The following is a 16,450-nucleotide window of genomic DNA, read 5'->3' as shown; positions in this document are numbered from 1 at the left end:
GAGGATGGGATTTCCTTTTCGTTCTGAATAAAAGTTTGATTTTTCTGTGATTAAGTCGTACAATACTTGTTATACGTAAAAGCGTTGAAAAGGAAAAGTAGGATGAACACATTCTTTCCAGAGAGCTTCGGTAGCTGAGAAGAAGCAAGAATATTCATTTGAACAATGGCCTTTGAGCTTCGTCCTGAACTTATCAAATGATAATAGTAGGCGGCGACGAGAGTTGGTACTCGTTATCAAAACCACAGTATAAGAGCATAGAGCTCCGTACTTGTTAAGGCTAATTATGTGAGTGATTGGCGAAATAAGGTGGTACCGCGACTGTTTATACAGCCCCGCCCTTATCTTTTTTAAGATAGGGGCGGGGCTTTTTATATTTTAAAGGAGGAATATAAGATGAGTATTTTTATTGGAGGCGCTTGGCCGTATGCAAATGGTTCGTTACACCTTGGCCATATTGCGAGTTTATTACCTGGAGATATTTTAGCGCGTTATTACAGGGCAAAAGGTGAGAATGTGCTGTATGTTTCAGGGAGTGACTGCAATGGAACACCGATTGCAATTAGAGCAAAACAAGAAGGTGTGACAGCAAAAGAAATTGCTAATAAGTATCATGAAGAATTTCAGCGATGTTTTCGTGATCTCGGTTTTACGTATGATTGCTATACACGTACCGATAGCGAGCATCATCATGAAACTGTTCAAAAAGTTTTTTTACGTTTATTAGAAGAAGGCTATATTTATAAAAAAACAGTGGAACAAGCGTATTGTGAAACGTGTACGCAGTTTTTACCGGATCGTTATGTAGAAGGAATATGTCCATATTGCCATGAAGCAGCAAGAGGAGATCAATGCGATGCTTGTTCTGCTATTTTAGATCCTCTTGATTTGTTAGAAAAGAAATGTAAGTTATGTGGTAGTACGCCATCTGTAGAGGAAACAGAGCATTTCTATTTTGCATTGCATACATTTCAGGAGCAAATTAAAAAAGTTGTAGAAATCGCAAAAGAAAAAGGAACATGGCGTGATAATGCAATTCAATTAACGGAAAGATATGTAAAGGAAGGGTTACAAGATAGGGCTGTATCAAGAGATTTACCAATCGGGGTATCAATTCCAGTGAAAGGGTATGAAGATAAAAAAATTTACGTATGGATTGAAGCAGTGGCAGGATATTATTCAGCGAGTAAACATTGGGCTGAAGAAACAGGAAAAGATGATCAAGAGTTTTGGAATAGCGATGCGCAAACATATTATGTACACGGCAAGGATAATATTCCATTTCACTCCGTCATTTGGCCAGCGGTATTACTTGGAATAGGGGAAGAAGCAATCCCACGTCATATCGTTTCGAATGAATATTTAACAGTTGAAAAAAGAAAATTATCTACAAGTAAAAACTGGGCAGTATGGGTGCCTGACATATTAGAACGCTATGATCCAGATTCTATCCGTTACTTCTTAACAGTAAATGCACCAGAAAATCGTGACACTGATTTTTCATGGCGTGAATTTATTTACAGTCATAATAGTGAATTGTTAGGAGCATATGGAAACTTCGTGAACCGCACATTAAAGTTTATTGAAAAATATTATGATGGCACTGTACCAAAGGGGACTATTGATATAGAGCTGAAAGATAAAGTAGAAGGATTATATAAAAATGTAGGAGAGGCGATTGAGCAAACTAAATTTAAGGTGGCGTTAGAGACAATATTTGATGCAATACGTTTTGCAAATAAATATTTTGATGAAAAGCAGCCTTGGAAACAAAGAGAAGATGATCCAGTTTCGTGTGAAGAAACGATTTATAACTGTGTGTATCTTATCGCTAATTTTGCAAATCTCCTTGAACCGTTTTTACCATTTTCAAGTGAAAGAGTTAGAAGCACATTGTCGATTATTAAACGAAATTGGGAACCGCAAAATACGTTGCCAAGTAGAATTGATAGCGTGCAGCCACTATTTGAGCGAATCGATGTAAAACAAATTGAGCATGAGGTAGGGAAGCTATATGGAGCGGTAAAGTGAAATATAGAAAAAGACCTTTCAAGTAAATGAAAGGTCTTTTGTTATGCAGTATGATTCTCTTTCTTATCTTTCAAAAAGAAAAGTACGGCAAGGATTACAAGAATAATAGCTGCAATATCATACGTTATTTTAAATGTAGTATTAAAGTTTAAGTACTCTACGAAAGGAGTTTTCACTGCTCCTGCATATATACAAACGGGAATGAGAAGTAAATCGTAAAATTTCTTTTCTTTCATATATCTTATTAGGAAGAAGATACACATAATAGCAAAAAATATGATGCTTAAAATAGTCATTTATACCTCCAGATAAATTTACTTATTTTAATTGCAGTTATATCTTTTATATAAATTCTGTATTTTTTCAAGCGCTATGCACGCGATTGTGTTTCCTTTCTTTCCTAGCCGTAAGCAGCTGAGGAGTGAAAATCCCAACCAATATAAAAATAATACCAATCCACTGCATGAATGTTACGACTTCATGTACAAGTGTAATAGAAGCGATAATAGCAGTTGGTAATTCAGCTGCACCTAATATTGTACCGAGTCCTGTTCCAACCTTTGGTACACCGATTGAAAAACAAATGACAGGTACGACAACACCGAACAAGCCGAGGAAGAAAGCATATTTCCATAGGCCAGCTTGCAAAGCACCATCTGTTAAAAAGGTTGGCGGAAAGAATAGGCATACGATAAGAGTAGCACTTGTTGTCATAAGAAAGCTTTTCGTATAAGGCGGAACATCGGTAGCAACGCGTCCGCTTGCAAAAACATAGAATGAAAAAGAGACTGCAGCTAATAGTCCAAAGATAATCCCTTTCGTAGAAAAACTTTGTCCGAGGCCTTCAAATACACCACCTGCAAACAATGTACCAGCAAATAAAATAAGGATAGATATGATCTTATCGCGGCTTGGAAATGTTCGATTTGCAATTGCTTCGATAATGACACCAATCCAAGTGAACTGAAAGAGTAGGACGACAGCGATAGATGCGGGTAGTTCTTCTACAGAAATAGCGTAGAAAATTCCAGTCATACTCATTGTTGTTCCGACGGTTAGTAATGAAAAGAATTGTTTTTTTGTTACTTTATGACGTGAAAAGAAAAGAACGAGTAGAAATAGTCCAATCCATCCGAAGACATATTGTCCCCCTAATAGCTGATGTGCTGAAAATCCATTTATGAATCCGAGTTTGAAAATAGTTGAAAGTATGCCGTAGCTGCAAGCACCGAATAAAACGAGCAATGAATATTTAAACTTATCCATGAAAAATCCTCCTTTTAAGTAATAAAAAACGCCCGCTATCCAAATAAGGATAACGGGCGAACGAAACAGAGTAAGACACTCTACAAAATTCCGCCACTCACACATGAAGTATGAGTTTGGGGTATGTAATTATAGTGAATGTTACATTGCTTTTGGGAATACAATGGAGCATTTTACACCTTGAGCTGTGTTTTGTATCCCGTAAGGAAACTGATGTTTATCTAATATTTGTTTCACGATATATAATCCAAGACCACTACCTTGTACTAAACCGTGTTTATCAGGGTTTGCGCGATAGAAAGGCTCAAATAAATGAGCAAGTTTATCTTCATCAATTTGTGAACCTGTATTCAATACTTCTAATGCGTAACCGTTTGGTTTTTCATAAAGCTTTATATATACGTGCTGATGGTCAATTGTATAATGAATTGCATTTGAAATAATGTTAAAAATAGCAGTTTGAATAAATTTAGGATCAGCTAAAATTTGTACGTCGTGTTTAATATTAGATTGTACATTTAATTGTTTTACAGATACAAAGTAATCTACTTTCTTTATAACATCCTCAATAATATTAGATAAAGAAATGACTTCTAAATTCGGTTTAAATTGAGGGTTTTGTATTTTGGATAATTCCGACATTTTTTCCGTTAATATGTTAATGTCTTGCATCATCTCGTAGGAACGTTTCAAATACTTATCTCTATCTTTATAAGCTCCAATTCCGTGAATCATGCCATCTAGTTGTCCCATAACGGCTGCGATGGGTGTTTTTAATTCATGGGATACCATAGACATAAATTCTTTACGAGATTGTTCTAATTGTTGTTCCTTCTTGAGCTCATTTCTTAAATCTTGATTGCTTTCATGTAAATTCTTCACAATATTTGGTACTTGTGAAGCGGCTACTGACAAATTAAAATCTGTTTGATCTGTATTTTTGCTAAGTAGCTTTTTATCTGAGAAATCAAGATTCATAATATCTTTTAAAGCATCGCTCATATATTGAAAAGGTTTAGCAATTAGTTTTGCGTACATTAAAGATCCGAGTAGAGATAATGCAAGCATTGTCGCGCCAACCTGTGGAGCTAACTGCTGCAACGCATCTGCTAACTTTGGATTATCATTTGTATCATTTGTTTTACTTGCTGCATTTTGTGTATGTAAGGCATCATTATTAGCGGCTTTCTTTTCTGCTTCTGTAAGCTGATTAGAAGTGCTATTTTTCCCCGAAAGGTTTTGTGTATGTTCTTTTGCTTTTGCAGTTTGGCTAGGCTGCAAAAGGTGATTGATAGCTGCAGAAAGAGATTTATAATCTACAATAGAAGATTGGAAATTAGAAATGTTCCCTTCTGACACAGCTTTATTTTGATTCGTTTTACTTTGATCGTTTTGCTTATCTGAATCCGCCTGTTCTGTAGTCGGCGTTCCATTTTCTTTCGCAAAACGTTCTTTATCGTAGTTTGAAGCTAGAAAGTAAATAATTTGATAAAGACAAAGTGATAAAAGAATACAAAATAATAAGGTTTTGATGAAAATATTTTTGGTGATGTTGTCTTTACTACGATTCGATTTTGTAGCCAATACCTTTCACCGTTTTAATATAAGTAATTCCTAATTTTTTTCTTAAGTTTTTAATATGTGTATCTATAACTCTTACATCACCATAATGTTCATAGCCCCATACCTTATTCAACAAATCACTTCTTGATAATACTTTTCCTCGATTTTGCAGTAAAGTATAAATAATTTCAAATTCTTTTGTTGTCAATTCAATTTGATTACCATGAACATAAGCTGCATATGCTGTAGAGTTTAACATCAATTCATGGAATTGTAGTATAGTAGCAGCTTCTGCTTCCTTCGTTGCTGCCCTTCTTAATACAGCCTCTACACGCTTAATAAATACAGTGTAATGGAACGGTTTCGTAATATAGTCATCAATACCTAACTCAAATCCTTTAATTTCACTTTCTTCATTATGTAAGCCTGTTAACATAATGATTGGTACATCAGATTGTCCTCGCATAATTTTACAAATACTATAGCCATCTATATCTGGTAACATTACATCGAGGAGGACAAGATCATATGAATTTTTTTGGAAAAGAAGAATACCTTCTGTTCCAGCACCAACTACATCAACGGTAAAGTTTTGTGCCATTAGAAATTCACGAATAAGTTCTTGTATATCTGGGTTGTCTTCAATCACCAGTATATGCGTCATAGTAACACCTCCTAAATAACGCTTTTTACTGCAATATTCGAATTCATCATTTTTCGAGTGACTCAGATTGTTTATACATATAATAAGCCCCCGCTATAAAATAATCATGAAGGTAGCAAGGGGAATAGTTTAGTGTTACTGAATAGTTCAGAATTACAGTAGTTCTATTATAGTATGTATTATAAAATTTATAAAACATTATAACTGTATAATTTTAATATCTACGTTTATCAATGTTTAGATATTAGCTAATCAAATCTATTCCTATTATATATGTAAATACAGTTGTTTTGCTACTGTAAATGAATAAATAAAATAAGCCAAGACATAAAATTCTTGGCTACACATAAATCTTGTTTTTAGGCTATTTGACAGTGACAGTAGCTTGCTGCTGAACGCGCTCAAATAACCAGTGTATATCATTATTATACATACGAATACAACCAAGTGTTGTCCATTTGCCGATTGCTTGATTATTGTTAGTTCCGTGAATCGCATAAGTTGTTCCGTAAGTTCCTGCCATATTTAATCCAAGCCAACGGTCACCAAGTGGATTACGTGGATCCCCGCCTTTAATTTTGCCTGTATAATAAGGGCGGTTTTTAATTTTATTTACGATTTGAAAAGTGCCTTTAGGTGTAGGCGTTGCAGCTTTTCCAGTAGCGACAGTAAAACTTTTTATAAATTTTCCATCCTGATAATAATCCATTTTATTTAACTGAGTGTCTACAATTAATTGATCTTTCGTTGTAGCGGCCTCTGCGCTAGCGAATGGAAGAGTTAAAAATCCTAATGATAATAGTGCGCTTAATAATAATTTTTTCATTGTTATTCTCCTTTTACTATCGTAATAGTCTTACATACAATGAAGTTGTAATCCTCGTAATGCTTTATTTACATTTTCATCTAATGTTTCAAAGAATGTAGTGATTTTGCTGTTGTGTTTGTTGTTTTTATCAATAAGTAATCTTTCGTTTAATAAAAGCTCACCACGTAGTCCAAAACTTTGAACTTGAATATTTAGCTCATCTTCATTTTCAGAAATAATTGGTAAGAAATAGTGAAAAGCTTTCGTTGGAATGATGTAGCTTTTGCCAATCATGCTTTCTTGGTTTGAGTTAGTCCATTTTTTCGTGACAATTTTAATATTCTTTTTTGAAACGATAAAAGATAGTGTTGTAGATTTTGTTAAACTTACGTCAAATTCACTTGTTTCACATATGTGTAAATTAAAAACGGTTTCATTTTGATGAGATTCAACATTTGTATTAATAAAATCGTGCATTTTATATGCTTCCATTTCGTATTCACCCTTTTTTCAATTTCGAAAAATGACTTATATTTATTCAAATTAATGCTTAGTCATATATTAGTTAAATTTTTCAACAAATTCCGATATAATCTTACAATACGTATATGAAGCTAATATGAAGTTAGCATGAGTTTGTGGTGGTTTTTTATTGAGAACAAAATAAGAAAGGTTTTCCAGTGTTAAAAAATGGATAAAATTTGCATATTATTAATGCGTCTTTTTGTTATTTCGACTTAAAAAATGCTTTTAGCTACTTAATAAAGAACGGAAATCATTAGTGTGCCCCTTACAAAAATGTAATAAAAATGTAAGCTATTGTGATAGTTATTTCGACAATTTTTTTATACAATAATAGTAAGAAGTTGTACGTGATTGAAAGGAGAGATGACATGGAATGGATTCATGAATTATTTCAGCAATACGGGTACTATGTTGTACTTGTAGGTTTGCTGTTAGAATATATTGCACTTCCGTTTCCGGGAGAGCCAACGTTAGCATATGCGGGATTTTTAGCACATAAGGGTGATTTAAGTTTACCGATTTTAATTATTCTATCCTTTATTGGGACAAGTGTAGGAATGACGATTCAATACTTTTTAGGAAATAAATTAGGTATGCCTTTCATTCAAAAGTATGGGAAATACGTATTTTTAACACAAAGAAAAATTGACTTAACGAGAATGTGGTTTGATAAGTATGGGTACTTCCTGATTTTTATTGGTTTCTTTATTCCTGGTGTACGTCATTTCACAGGATACTTTGCAGGAATTATTAATTTACCATTCCGTCGTTTTGCCATTACAATTTATTCAGGCGCTCTATTTTGGGTATCATTCTTCTTAATCGGTGGTTACTGGTTAGGTGGAAACTTACATGATATCTTTGGAGTGCTAGAAGGTCATATCGGTAAAATCATTTTTGGAGTTATTGTGATTGTAGCGGTTACGTTAGGTATTCGTTTCCGTAAGCAGTTAAAACGAGTATTACTACAAAACGCAAGCTAATATGAAATCCATTCTATGTCAGAATTTAGGAAGGCAGTGCAAAAGCACTGCCTTCTTTATTTTATCCCGCTATATGCCGGGCAGTAAGACCCCACCTCAAAATTCAGCGGAAGAAAAGAAGTTAGGTGGGGCCCTGCTGCCGGTAAAAGCCCGATTGGTGAGGGCTGATTAAAGTTTCATTTTATGTTCCAATCTATTTTAAATTTTCCTTTTAGCTGATTTCCGCTAACTATAATGTAATAAGTTCCTGTCTTAATTGCCGCGAAATGATATGTATTAGGGCCAGCTGGGGCTAAATAATTTTCTTTCTCTTGAAACTCACTAGCCATTTTTACGTCTCCCATGTAGCCATCCGGATTTTCAGCTCGTGATTCAATGCTGAATTCTAATATGTCACCTCGTCTTAGCTCAATTGGGACTTTATGTTCACCGCTAAAATGTTGAAAAGATGCTTCGAAAGAGTTTTCTGTTTTTGTTTCGACCCATTGTTCTTTTGATGTTCCAACCTTTTCTAAATCGATAAAGTTGATTGTGATAAATATAATAAGCATAATGCCTGGCACGACATATTGTATCCACTTAAATTTTGTTGCTATAACTGTACATAGGTAGAAAAAAAGAGAACACACTGCTCCAATTGATCCGAGAAACAAGAACTGTATTAGACTAGCTTCTTTAAATATTAGGAATGGAAGAGAAAATAAATAGCCGCAAAAAATATAAAGGCATAATGTCTTCAGTCTTGTATGTGTTTTTAATTTCAATTTATCGATGCAAATAGAACAAAAAATTGCATATGCCGCAAGAATAGGAACGAAGGGAACATATAGTAGTTCTCGTAATCCAGCTAAGAAACTATATAATGTTTGCTGATTAGTTGTTAAGAGAAGCGTGCTAATGAGTAATAATAACAAGAAAGTCGCTGTAAGCTTAGTAAGAATATAGGGAAAAGTAGATATTTTATTCATATGTCACTTCCTTTGTTTAATATTTCACATTCATTATATAGGTTATTTCTAACATAATACATCTTTATTTTTGTCAATTATTAACGTCAAAATGACAATTATAATTGACAAGTATAAGGATATTATTTACAATTTTAATTAAATAAATGAAAAAGAGGGAAGACATGAAGCTTCAAAATCGAGTGAGGGAATTGCGAGCAAAGCATCGTTTATCACAAGGGGATTTAGGAAAAGTGATTGGATCATCACGGCAAACGATTAGTTTAATTGAACGTGGGGATTATGCACCATCTATTGTATTGTCGTTAAAAATCGCACAAATTTTCAATGTACCAGTGGAGGAAATATTTACGTTAGTAGAGGGGGAAGAGGACGATGAAGAGTAAGAGTAAGCGAAAAAAACAATTTGATTCTGTGGGGAAAATAGCAGTAAGTATGATGGGTGGCTTTTTAACGTCTTATATAGCTTTAAATTTACTCTCGGATGAACCGAGAAAATTATCATCTAATACATTTATAGGTATATGTACTATTTTTGGAATTTTAATGATGTACTATACTTGGAAGAATACACGTATGTTAGCAGAGGCACGCGATGAAGAAGAGAGCGTACAAGGTAGGAAATTAGGCATTATAAGTATATATTTACGTGTAGGTGATATAGTTACGCAGGCATGGTTTGTATATGCAGTTATTACATGTAGACGTGCATTGTTGCAGGATACAAATGTTTCATTTGCGGTGTGGAATTTAGTAGTTTCTATTGTTTGTTTAACTACTGTAGTAACTATCGGACTCATAACAAAAAATCGTTATAACAAGCTATATCCTGAACAAGGTGTAACGTATATGGAATCTATGAAAATGTGGACGAAAAATGCAGATGAAGGATTAAAGCACATTGTGCATGAGGCTGGATATAAAGCGTATGAATTTACGAATACAATATTGGCATATGTATGGTGGGCTGCCGTTATATATACAGCTGCTAGTGATATCGATTTTGTGTTAATTGGTTTAATCTCATTTATTTGGATATTGCATCTCGGGAAGTTCATGTACGAAATGCAGAGAAAAATGATTTATTAAGGGGAGAAAAAGGTGGATATTTTAAGAAGGCCAGCTGGCTCAATGACAGTGGCGCTAATTCTGTCCATTTTATACGGAGTAATCCGAACTGGGAAATTAGAAGTAATTTTGAACCTATGGGCAATAGTTGGAATTTCATTGTTAGTGTTAGCCATTCATGAGCTAGGACATGTAGTATTTGGTGTAATAGGTGGTTTAACATTTAAATTTATGACAGTAGGACCCATTACTATTCAAAAAGAAAAGGGAAAATTACGTATTCGAGAAAATAAATTATGGGCGTACTTTGGAGGCGTTGCAACACTAGTACCACCTTCTATAGAGACACCGAATCTTTCGAAAAAGTGGGCGTGGCTCACTTTAGGTGGACCGATTACGAGTTTACTATTTGGTATTACTTCCGGTTACATATACATGGTGAGTTATTATCAATATCTTTTATATTTTTCCTTTTTCCATTTTGCAATCTTTGCGGTTACAATTGTGCCAATAAAAGGAATGCTTATGAGTGATGGGATGCAATTTCTTATTTTAATTAAAGATGATGAAAGAGCTAGAAATCACTTATATGAGATTCAAATATCGAGTGAGTTATTTAGTTATAAAAGACCGAAAGATTGGGATGAAAGATTAGTAGAATTGAGTGAGGAGAAAATAAAAGAGAATAAAGGGATAAGAGAGATAATGAGTAGACTTATGCTCGTCTTTTTTGCTCGTGCAGATCAAGAGGGAATGGAAAGAGCGATACCGTATATAGAACGAATTGTTCAACTACCTGTAACGAAAGAAAATAAGTTTTTCGTTAGTAGTTTTCATAGTTGGTACCTTTTATATAAAGCCCTTTATCAGATGGATAGTCTTTCTTTGCAAGAAGCAAAGGAACATGCAAAGGCTATTACAAAAATGGACCTAAGTGGATATTACCGTACACAAGGAATTATTAAATATGTAGAGGGCAATATGGAAGCGTCTCGTACTTATATGAAGAAAGCTGATCAAGAATTAAAGAGCGCCGAGAAGAGTGAGATGGGATATTTACAATTAGAAAGAGAATGGTTTAAGCAGCTGAAAGAGAGGGTATCTTACGATGGGTGAGGTATCCTCTTTTTTATATGTCATCTTATGCCGTTCCATAAACAGCCTAGGGCGAGTAAAATGAGATAAGAAGAGCAAAGCTTGGAGGAAGTAAATATGGAAATCTTATCAATTATTTTGATAGTCTTGCTCATTTATGTTGTTTTTAAAGTGGCATATGTAGCATTAAAGATACTCGCGATCCTATTAATTATCTTTTTAATCGTAGAGTTCGGCAGTAAGTTGCTTGGGGGATAGGGTATGTTGTGCGTTTTGAGTGTCGAAGGTTGTCGGTAAATCGATATCTTGTGTCGAAGCGTTGATATAATGAAAAAATCGTTGATATAAGTGGAGAAACAATCGATATATTTGAAAAATCGTTGATATATTTTAGTGAATACGAAGTGGGGTATATGGAAAAGAAGTTGCCGTGAGGGTAACTTCTTTTTATCGTGATGTGGGGATATGCAAACCAACATAAAAAAGCTGGAAGAGTATCTTCCAGCTTAAGAGTTACTTTCAATTTGGCGACCGCTATCTTCTTCATTGTCTTGTAATAGGTTGAATACGTCTGCTAAGCAGAATGCAATGAACCAAGTCCATAGACCGTGGAAGAAAGCTGAGCTTAATTGAAGTGGTAATGTATAGTTTGTCATTGAGTAGGAAATACATCCACCAACGATTCCGATCATTGTTAATAACATTGTTTTTTGAGCATTTTCTTCTGGATTGAAGAGGAAGTAAATGTATCCGCCTAAAATTGAAGCGCTTACAAGTGTTTCGATTCCATTAAAAATGATATTCTCTCCAAGCTGTGTGTTTGTCCAGAAGCAGATTGTTCCGCCGATAATAGCAAACAGGACAGCTATTGTATATCGTATATATTGATTCATATGTTCATCTCCTTATGTAATAAGATGATTTGGAAGTCAAAAAGGTAGGTATAGTATATTGAAGTGAGTTTTAATTGTACGTATCTTTTTATAAAAAGATCATTGAAGAGTAACTAAGATGATCGGCTGTTTAAACCGTTACGTGTATGGTGTCTGAAATATACCCGACTGCTCGTTTCTTTTTGCTTGTAAAATAAGAGAAACTTCCAAGTCTATATACTCTTTTTTTGTGAGTCTGCTTTCATTATAACACATTTAGAGACATAATAATAGAATTATCTGATTTTGTAATAAGTGTAAAAAATAAAAAGCGCAAGGAAATACCATTAACGGTGCAGTTTAGTGGAAGAAGGATTTTAATTTATTATGATGAAATATGTAATCAAGGTGAGATCTAAGAAGGAGGCTTAAATACTATAAAAAATGTTTTATAGTATGAATGTAAGGGAGGAGAGCTAACTTGGAGTTCACAACAGAAAGATTAATAATTAGACCTTTTAAGAGTACTGATTTACAGGATGTATTTGTTATTTATAATAGTGATGATACATGTAAGTTCCTATTACATAATAAGTGGACTCATGAAGACATGCAGAAAAGATTTAATAAGAAGTTAGCAAATAATGTACTTACTAAAGAATCAATATTAAGTTTGGCAGTTATATACAAAACTAAAGTAGTTGGTGATTTATCCGTATGGTACACAAATATGAAAGACACTGTTGAGATTGGTTATAGTTTTTCAAATGAAGTAGCTGGGAGAGGTTTGGCGACAGAAGCAGTAAGTAGTTTGGTATTGAAATTATTTAATGAATTTAATGTACATCGTATACAGGCTAATCTTGATGCACGTAATACAGCTTCACAAAAATTGTGTGAACGAATAGGCATGAGAAAGGAAGCCCATTTCATACAAGATTTTTGGAATAAAGATGAATGGACAGATAGTATTGTATATGGGATGCTATCCTCCGATTTGTAGTAATAAACTTAGTGATTTTATTATGCTAAAAGGTACGTGAGTTGAATAACAAAGGGCATAACATATTATATATGACTAATATGTTATGCCCTTTAATTTATTAACCTTTTTTATATGCGTTTGAAACGGCCGACAATTTCAACTGTTTCAGTAATGTTCATAAATGCTTTGTTATCCACTTGACGGATAATACGTTTCATTTCGCCTAACTCATAGCGAGTCACGACAGTGTAAATCATTTTTTTCTTATGGTTTGTATAGCCGCCGACAGCGTCTACCATTGTCACCCCGCGTATGCCGTGATGTAGTAGTGCGCTTTTTATTTCCTCACCTTTTTCTGTAACTGTCATTATCGTTAATTTAATATGTTTCGTATGCACAGCATCGATAACTTTGCTGACTACAAACCGGCTAATTAACGTATAAAGTGTAATATCCCATCCGAAAATAAAACCTGCTGCAACAAGTAAGACTAAGTTGAATACAAAGATGATTGCTCCAATTGAAATATCTCGATGTTTCGCTACAATCAATCCAACAACATCAAAGCCACCTGTTGAAGAAGCAAATCGGAATATGATTCCGGAAGCTGCTCCGCAGATTACACCACCGAATACAGAAGATAGTAAAATATCGTCTGAAACCTGGTGTACAGGGATAATGTTCATCGCTAACGATGATACAGCTACAAAGTAAGCTGTTAAAAAGGTTGTCTTCTTGCCTAAGTAAAAGTGACTTAAAATAAGAAGAGGAATGTTTAGTAAAAAGATAAGTGCACCGATATTGTAGTGCATTAAATAACCGATAATCATCCCTACACCAGCGAATCCACCGCTAATCATGTTATGCGGGATAAAAAACATATTCATAGAAATTGCATACAAAATAGAAGCTATAAAAATAACAACCAACTGTATCATAAATTCTAAGTGAAATGTTTTAGCTGCTGGGAAGGATAAAAAGGCGGTGTCGGGAACGTAATCGGCGTCTCCTAGTTGACCCATAGTATGTTTCATCTCCATATTCATTTTTGATTACAAGAAGAGAATAAAGGTTTTTTCAAAAACTGGCAATAGTTTTATTATAATGCAAAAATTTTATAAATTTCTAATAAATCAAGCCTATTCATTGATGTGTGTGAATATACTAAAGAAAGCGAATACAACGTTTCTTAATTATTATTTTCTTGAGAAAATATGCAAAATACTTTTTTTGAAAATAAAAGGAAATAGAGAATGTTTGCCTAATGTGCTAAAATGACCTTATTAAGGATGTGAAGCGATGGAATTTTTATTGCAGGATGCAATTCTATATATATCGTTTGTAACGACGGCACTTTGTTTATTAGAAGTTTTCTTCCTTGCTAATGTTTCTCGCTTTGTGCGTCAACAAGCGTCAAGCGGTAGACAAAGAGCTTTTGCGCTAGTTGATACATGTGAAGATAGTGCGGGAAATGTACCGCTATTTTCTATTTTTTATAAATATGGAATGATTCGTTCTGTACGCAGACAAGAATCAAGTGAAGAGAATGACGAGGTCGGTCCGTATACACCAATGTTTCGCTAAATAATTACGAAACATTGGAGGAATGAACATGTTAAAATCATACCGAGCTGTGCTCGTTAGTTTATCATTATTATTTGTTTTTGTTTTATCTGGTTGCAGTAATGCAGCCCCAATTGATGCACATAGTACTGGGATTTGGGATCATTATTTTGTATATCCAATCTCGTTTATGATTCAATTTGTTGCTCATCATATACCTGGAGCTAGCTTTGGGATTGCTATCATTATTATGACGCTCGTTATTCGTTCAGCAATGATTCCATTAGCTGTTTCGCAATATCGCAGCCAAGCGAAAATGAAGAAAATGCAACCTGAACTGCAGAAGCTAAAGAAAAAGTACGGTGATGTAAGCAAAGACCTTGAAAAACAAAAGCAGTATCAAAAAGAAATGTCAGAACTAATGAAATCAGGCGGTTGGAATCCACTTGCTGGTTGCTGGCCATTATTAATACAAATGCCGATTTTCTCTGCTTTGTATTATGCGATTAGCAGAACGGAAGAGATTCGCACATCTTCGTTTTTATGGGTGAACCTAGGACATGCAGATCCATATCATATATTACCGATTATTGCAGCGTTAACGACATTTATTCAGATGAAAGTTTTCCAATCGAATATTACACCTGGAGAACAAGTACAGATGCTAAAGATGCAGCAAATTATGATGCCGGCAATGATTCTATTTATGGGGTTTGCGGCGCCATCAGGACTTGTGTTGTACTGGATAACAGGTAACTTATTTACAATGACACAAACAATTGTATTAAGAAAAATAATGGAACGTGAAGAGTTACAATTACAAAAAGCATAGAGAAACACCGCTCATTACGAGCGGTGTTTTTTTGTTAAGTCGTTAAGGAAATGTTAAGAAACCGACATTACTATAGGCATTGTATACGAAAGTGTACATGCATTAGAAATATGAAGGAGGAAATTTCCTATGAAGAAGAAAACAGTTGGGTATTTAGCGATTGCAGGTGCGTTATCATTCGGAATCATTGGAGGAGTCGGCATTCCGGCATTCGCGGCAACGAATACTCCAGCAGTGGATCAGCCTGCAAAAACGGCGAAAAAGGATTTGGATGACGCTACAAAACAAAAAGTAAAAACAATTATGGACGATACAAAGAAACAGTTAGAGGAACTAGGTGTAAAGCTTCCAGAGAAAGAGAAGCGTAAAGACATGTTTGCAGGATTAGATGAACAGGCGAAAGAAAAAGCGAAGTCCATTTTAGAGCAAGAGAAATCTGGAAAATTAACACGTGAACAAGCGCAAGAGGAATTATCAAAGTTAGGTGTGAAAATGCCAGAGAAAGGTAAGCGTAAAGATATGCTTGCTAATTTAGATGAACAGACGAAAGAAAAAGTGAAGTCAATTTTTGAGCAAGAAAAATCCGGAAAATTAACGCATGAGCAAGCAAAAGAAGAATTAACGAAGTTAGGCGTGAAACTCCCAGAGAAAAAGAAGCATGAAGACATCTTTGCAGGATTAGATGAAGCAACAAAAGAAAAAGCAAAAGCGATTTTAGACAATGAAAAGAAACAATTAGAGGCATTGAATGTTGATTTACCGCACCATAAGTTTTTTATGAAAAAAGAAGATAAATAATTGAATGAAGTCGTATCTTTCGTGTGGGCAACAGGAAGGTACGTGCAAGGGCCGATTTCTATAAGTAGAAATCGGTCCCTTTTAATGAGGCATTGAAATTCTTTTTATTGTTAGTATGTATCCGAAGACGCAGTAGAAGATTGCAAAACCGATAAACACTTCCGTATATTGATATTTACCCAATACGTAGAAGGAAACAGCTGGTATAATAGCTACCGCTAAAATGCTATAACCAGGATACTTGTTTCGATACATGATAGCGAATAGAACAGAGAGAAACGTAGCGATGATACAAAAGACAGCAATCATTATTAGTACACCTCCTAAAAGAATTATACCATTTTTAGGGAATTAGAGAAGTTTTGTATGTTCTGTTATAATATAAGAAGAGAAATATTTCCTATGTTATATAAAAAAATATATTGATTT

General features: G+C 34.4%; 20 protein-coding genes and 1 other annotated feature. Of the genes, 10 read left to right on the top strand and 10 right to left on the bottom strand.

Features of this window, described 5'->3' with window-relative positions:
• Positions 1-75 precede the first annotated feature (75 nt).
• Positions 76-346 (top strand) — a binding site (T-box leader).
• A gap of 50 nt (positions 347-396) precedes the next feature.
• The gene (metG, locus tag IBT51_RS13550) at positions 397-2,031 is read left to right on the top strand and encodes a methionine--tRNA ligase (RefSeq protein ID WP_168410389.1); all 1,635 of its coding nucleotides are present in this window, start codon (positions 397-399) and stop codon (positions 2,029-2,031) included.
• A 41-nt stretch (positions 2,032-2,072) separates the two neighbouring features.
• Here the strand turns inward: metG and IBT51_RS13545 are convergent, their stop codons facing one another.
• The 6 genes from IBT51_RS13545 to IBT51_RS13520 all read right to left on the bottom strand — a co-directional run bounded on the left by IBT51_RS13545 (position 2,073) and on the right by IBT51_RS13520 (position 6,824).
• A complete protein-coding gene (locus IBT51_RS13545) occupies positions 2,073-2,327 on the bottom strand; it encodes a hypothetical protein (RefSeq protein WP_000154123.1) in 255 nt (84 codons plus the stop codon).
• 67 nt (positions 2,328-2,394) lie between these two features.
• Positions 2,395-3,297: an EamA family transporter gene (locus tag IBT51_RS13540; RefSeq protein ID WP_000357148.1), complete on the bottom strand. Its 903-nt coding sequence runs from the start codon at positions 3,295-3,297 to the stop codon at positions 2,395-2,397.
• 141 nt (positions 3,298-3,438) lie between these two features.
• A complete protein-coding gene (locus tag IBT51_RS13535; protein ID WP_088023116.1) occupies positions 3,439-4,881 on the bottom strand; it encodes a sensor histidine kinase in 1,443 nt (480 codons plus the stop codon).
• Positions 4,859-5,524 carry a response regulator transcription factor gene (locus IBT51_RS13530; RefSeq protein ID WP_000148834.1) on the bottom strand — a complete coding sequence of 222 codons (666 nt, stop codon included), beginning with the start codon at positions 5,522-5,524 and terminating at the stop codon, positions 4,859-4,861. The genes IBT51_RS13535 and IBT51_RS13530 overlap by 23 nt, the downstream gene beginning before the upstream one ends.
• Before the next feature lie 364 nt (positions 5,525-5,888).
• Positions 5,889-6,350: a L,D-transpeptidase gene (locus tag IBT51_RS13525; RefSeq protein WP_000735058.1), complete on the bottom strand. Its 462-nt coding sequence runs from the start codon at positions 6,348-6,350 to the stop codon at positions 5,889-5,891.
• Between the two features lie 30 nt (positions 6,351-6,380).
• Positions 6,381-6,824, bottom strand: a complete 444-nt coding sequence (locus IBT51_RS13520) for a DUF3978 family protein (protein ID WP_000388762.1) — start codon at positions 6,822-6,824, stop codon at positions 6,381-6,383.
• A gap of 401 nt (positions 6,825-7,225) precedes the next feature.
• Here IBT51_RS13520 and IBT51_RS13515 point away from each other — a divergent pair, with 401 nt between their 5' ends.
• Positions 7,226-7,840 (top strand): DedA family protein, encoded by a 615-nt coding sequence (locus tag IBT51_RS13515; protein WP_000454754.1) that lies wholly within the window; start codon positions 7,226-7,228, stop codon positions 7,838-7,840.
• 176 nt (positions 7,841-8,016) lie between these two features.
• On the opposite strand, the gene IBT51_RS13510 is transcribed toward IBT51_RS13515, so the two are convergent.
• On the bottom strand, positions 8,017-8,808 hold the full coding sequence (locus IBT51_RS13510; RefSeq protein ID WP_200458467.1) for a hypothetical protein: 792 nt from the start codon (positions 8,806-8,808) through the stop codon (positions 8,017-8,019).
• Positions 8,809-8,972: 164 nt separating this feature from the next.
• On the opposite strand from IBT51_RS13510, the gene IBT51_RS13505 reads away from it, so the two are divergent.
• From IBT51_RS13505 to IBT51_RS13490, 4 genes are all read left to right on the top strand, one after another.
• Positions 8,973-9,194, top strand: a complete 222-nt coding sequence (locus IBT51_RS13505; RefSeq protein ID WP_000776173.1) for a helix-turn-helix transcriptional regulator — start codon at positions 8,973-8,975, stop codon at positions 9,192-9,194.
• Positions 9,184-9,897, top strand: coding sequence for a DUF3169 family protein (locus IBT51_RS13500; RefSeq protein ID WP_200458468.1), 714 nt, complete (start codon positions 9,184-9,186; stop codon positions 9,895-9,897). Before IBT51_RS13505 ends, IBT51_RS13500 begins: the two co-directional genes overlap by 11 nt.
• A gap of 42 nt (positions 9,898-9,939) precedes the next feature.
• Complete coding sequence (locus IBT51_RS13495) at positions 9,940-10,992, top strand: zinc metalloprotease (protein ID WP_002083694.1); 1,053 nt, start codon at positions 9,940-9,942, stop codon at positions 10,990-10,992.
• 96 nt (positions 10,993-11,088) lie between these two features.
• Positions 11,089-11,229: a DUF3985 family protein gene (locus IBT51_RS13490; protein WP_000404758.1), complete on the top strand. Its 141-nt coding sequence runs from the start codon at positions 11,089-11,091 to the stop codon at positions 11,227-11,229.
• A gap of 248 nt (positions 11,230-11,477) precedes the next feature.
• On the opposite strand, the gene IBT51_RS13485 is transcribed toward IBT51_RS13490, so the two are convergent.
• Positions 11,478-11,864, bottom strand: a complete 387-nt coding sequence (locus tag IBT51_RS13485; RefSeq protein ID WP_001077773.1) for a DUF3938 domain-containing protein — start codon at positions 11,862-11,864, stop codon at positions 11,478-11,480.
• A 460-nt stretch (positions 11,865-12,324) separates the two neighbouring features.
• On the opposite strand from IBT51_RS13485, the gene IBT51_RS13480 reads away from it, so the two are divergent.
• Entirely contained in the window at positions 12,325-12,846 is a 522-nt protein-coding gene (locus IBT51_RS13480) for a GNAT family N-acetyltransferase (RefSeq protein ID WP_000397315.1), read from the top strand.
• Positions 12,847-12,956: 110 nt separating this feature from the next.
• Here IBT51_RS13480 and IBT51_RS13475 read toward each other — a convergent pair whose 3' ends face one another.
• Entirely contained in the window at positions 12,957-13,850 is an 894-nt protein-coding gene (locus IBT51_RS13475; protein WP_000530043.1) for a YitT family protein, read from the bottom strand.
• Between the two features lie 277 nt (positions 13,851-14,127).
• Here IBT51_RS13475 and IBT51_RS13470 point away from each other — a divergent pair, with 277 nt between their 5' ends.
• The 3 genes from IBT51_RS13470 to IBT51_RS13460 all read left to right on the top strand — a co-directional run bounded on the left by IBT51_RS13470 (position 14,128) and on the right by IBT51_RS13460 (position 16,021).
• Complete coding sequence (locus IBT51_RS13470) at positions 14,128-14,412, top strand: hypothetical protein (protein ID WP_000394930.1); 285 nt, start codon at positions 14,128-14,130, stop codon at positions 14,410-14,412.
• A 28-nt stretch (positions 14,413-14,440) separates the two neighbouring features.
• Positions 14,441-15,223: a membrane protein insertase YidC gene (yidC, locus tag IBT51_RS13465; RefSeq protein ID WP_000920524.1), complete on the top strand. Its 783-nt coding sequence runs from the start codon at positions 14,441-14,443 to the stop codon at positions 15,221-15,223.
• Between the two features lie 129 nt (positions 15,224-15,352).
• A complete protein-coding gene (locus IBT51_RS13460) occupies positions 15,353-16,021 on the top strand; it encodes a hypothetical protein (RefSeq protein ID WP_200458469.1) in 669 nt (222 codons plus the stop codon).
• Positions 16,022-16,102: 81 nt separating this feature from the next.
• Here the strand turns inward: IBT51_RS13460 and IBT51_RS13455 are convergent, their stop codons facing one another.
• On the bottom strand, positions 16,103-16,330 hold the full coding sequence (locus tag IBT51_RS13455; RefSeq protein ID WP_053563416.1) for a hypothetical protein: 228 nt from the start codon (positions 16,328-16,330) through the stop codon (positions 16,103-16,105).
• Between the last annotated feature and the right edge of the window lie 120 nt (positions 16,331-16,450).

It is taken from the genome of Bacillus sp. S71 (assembly GCF_016625265.1).
In the GTDB taxonomy this organism is placed as follows: Bacteria; Bacillota; Bacilli; order Bacillales; family Bacillaceae_G; genus Bacillus_A; species Bacillus_A cereus.
The sequence above is the reverse complement of the archived record's forward strand: the minus strand, read 5'-3'. Positions and strand labels throughout refer to the sequence as shown.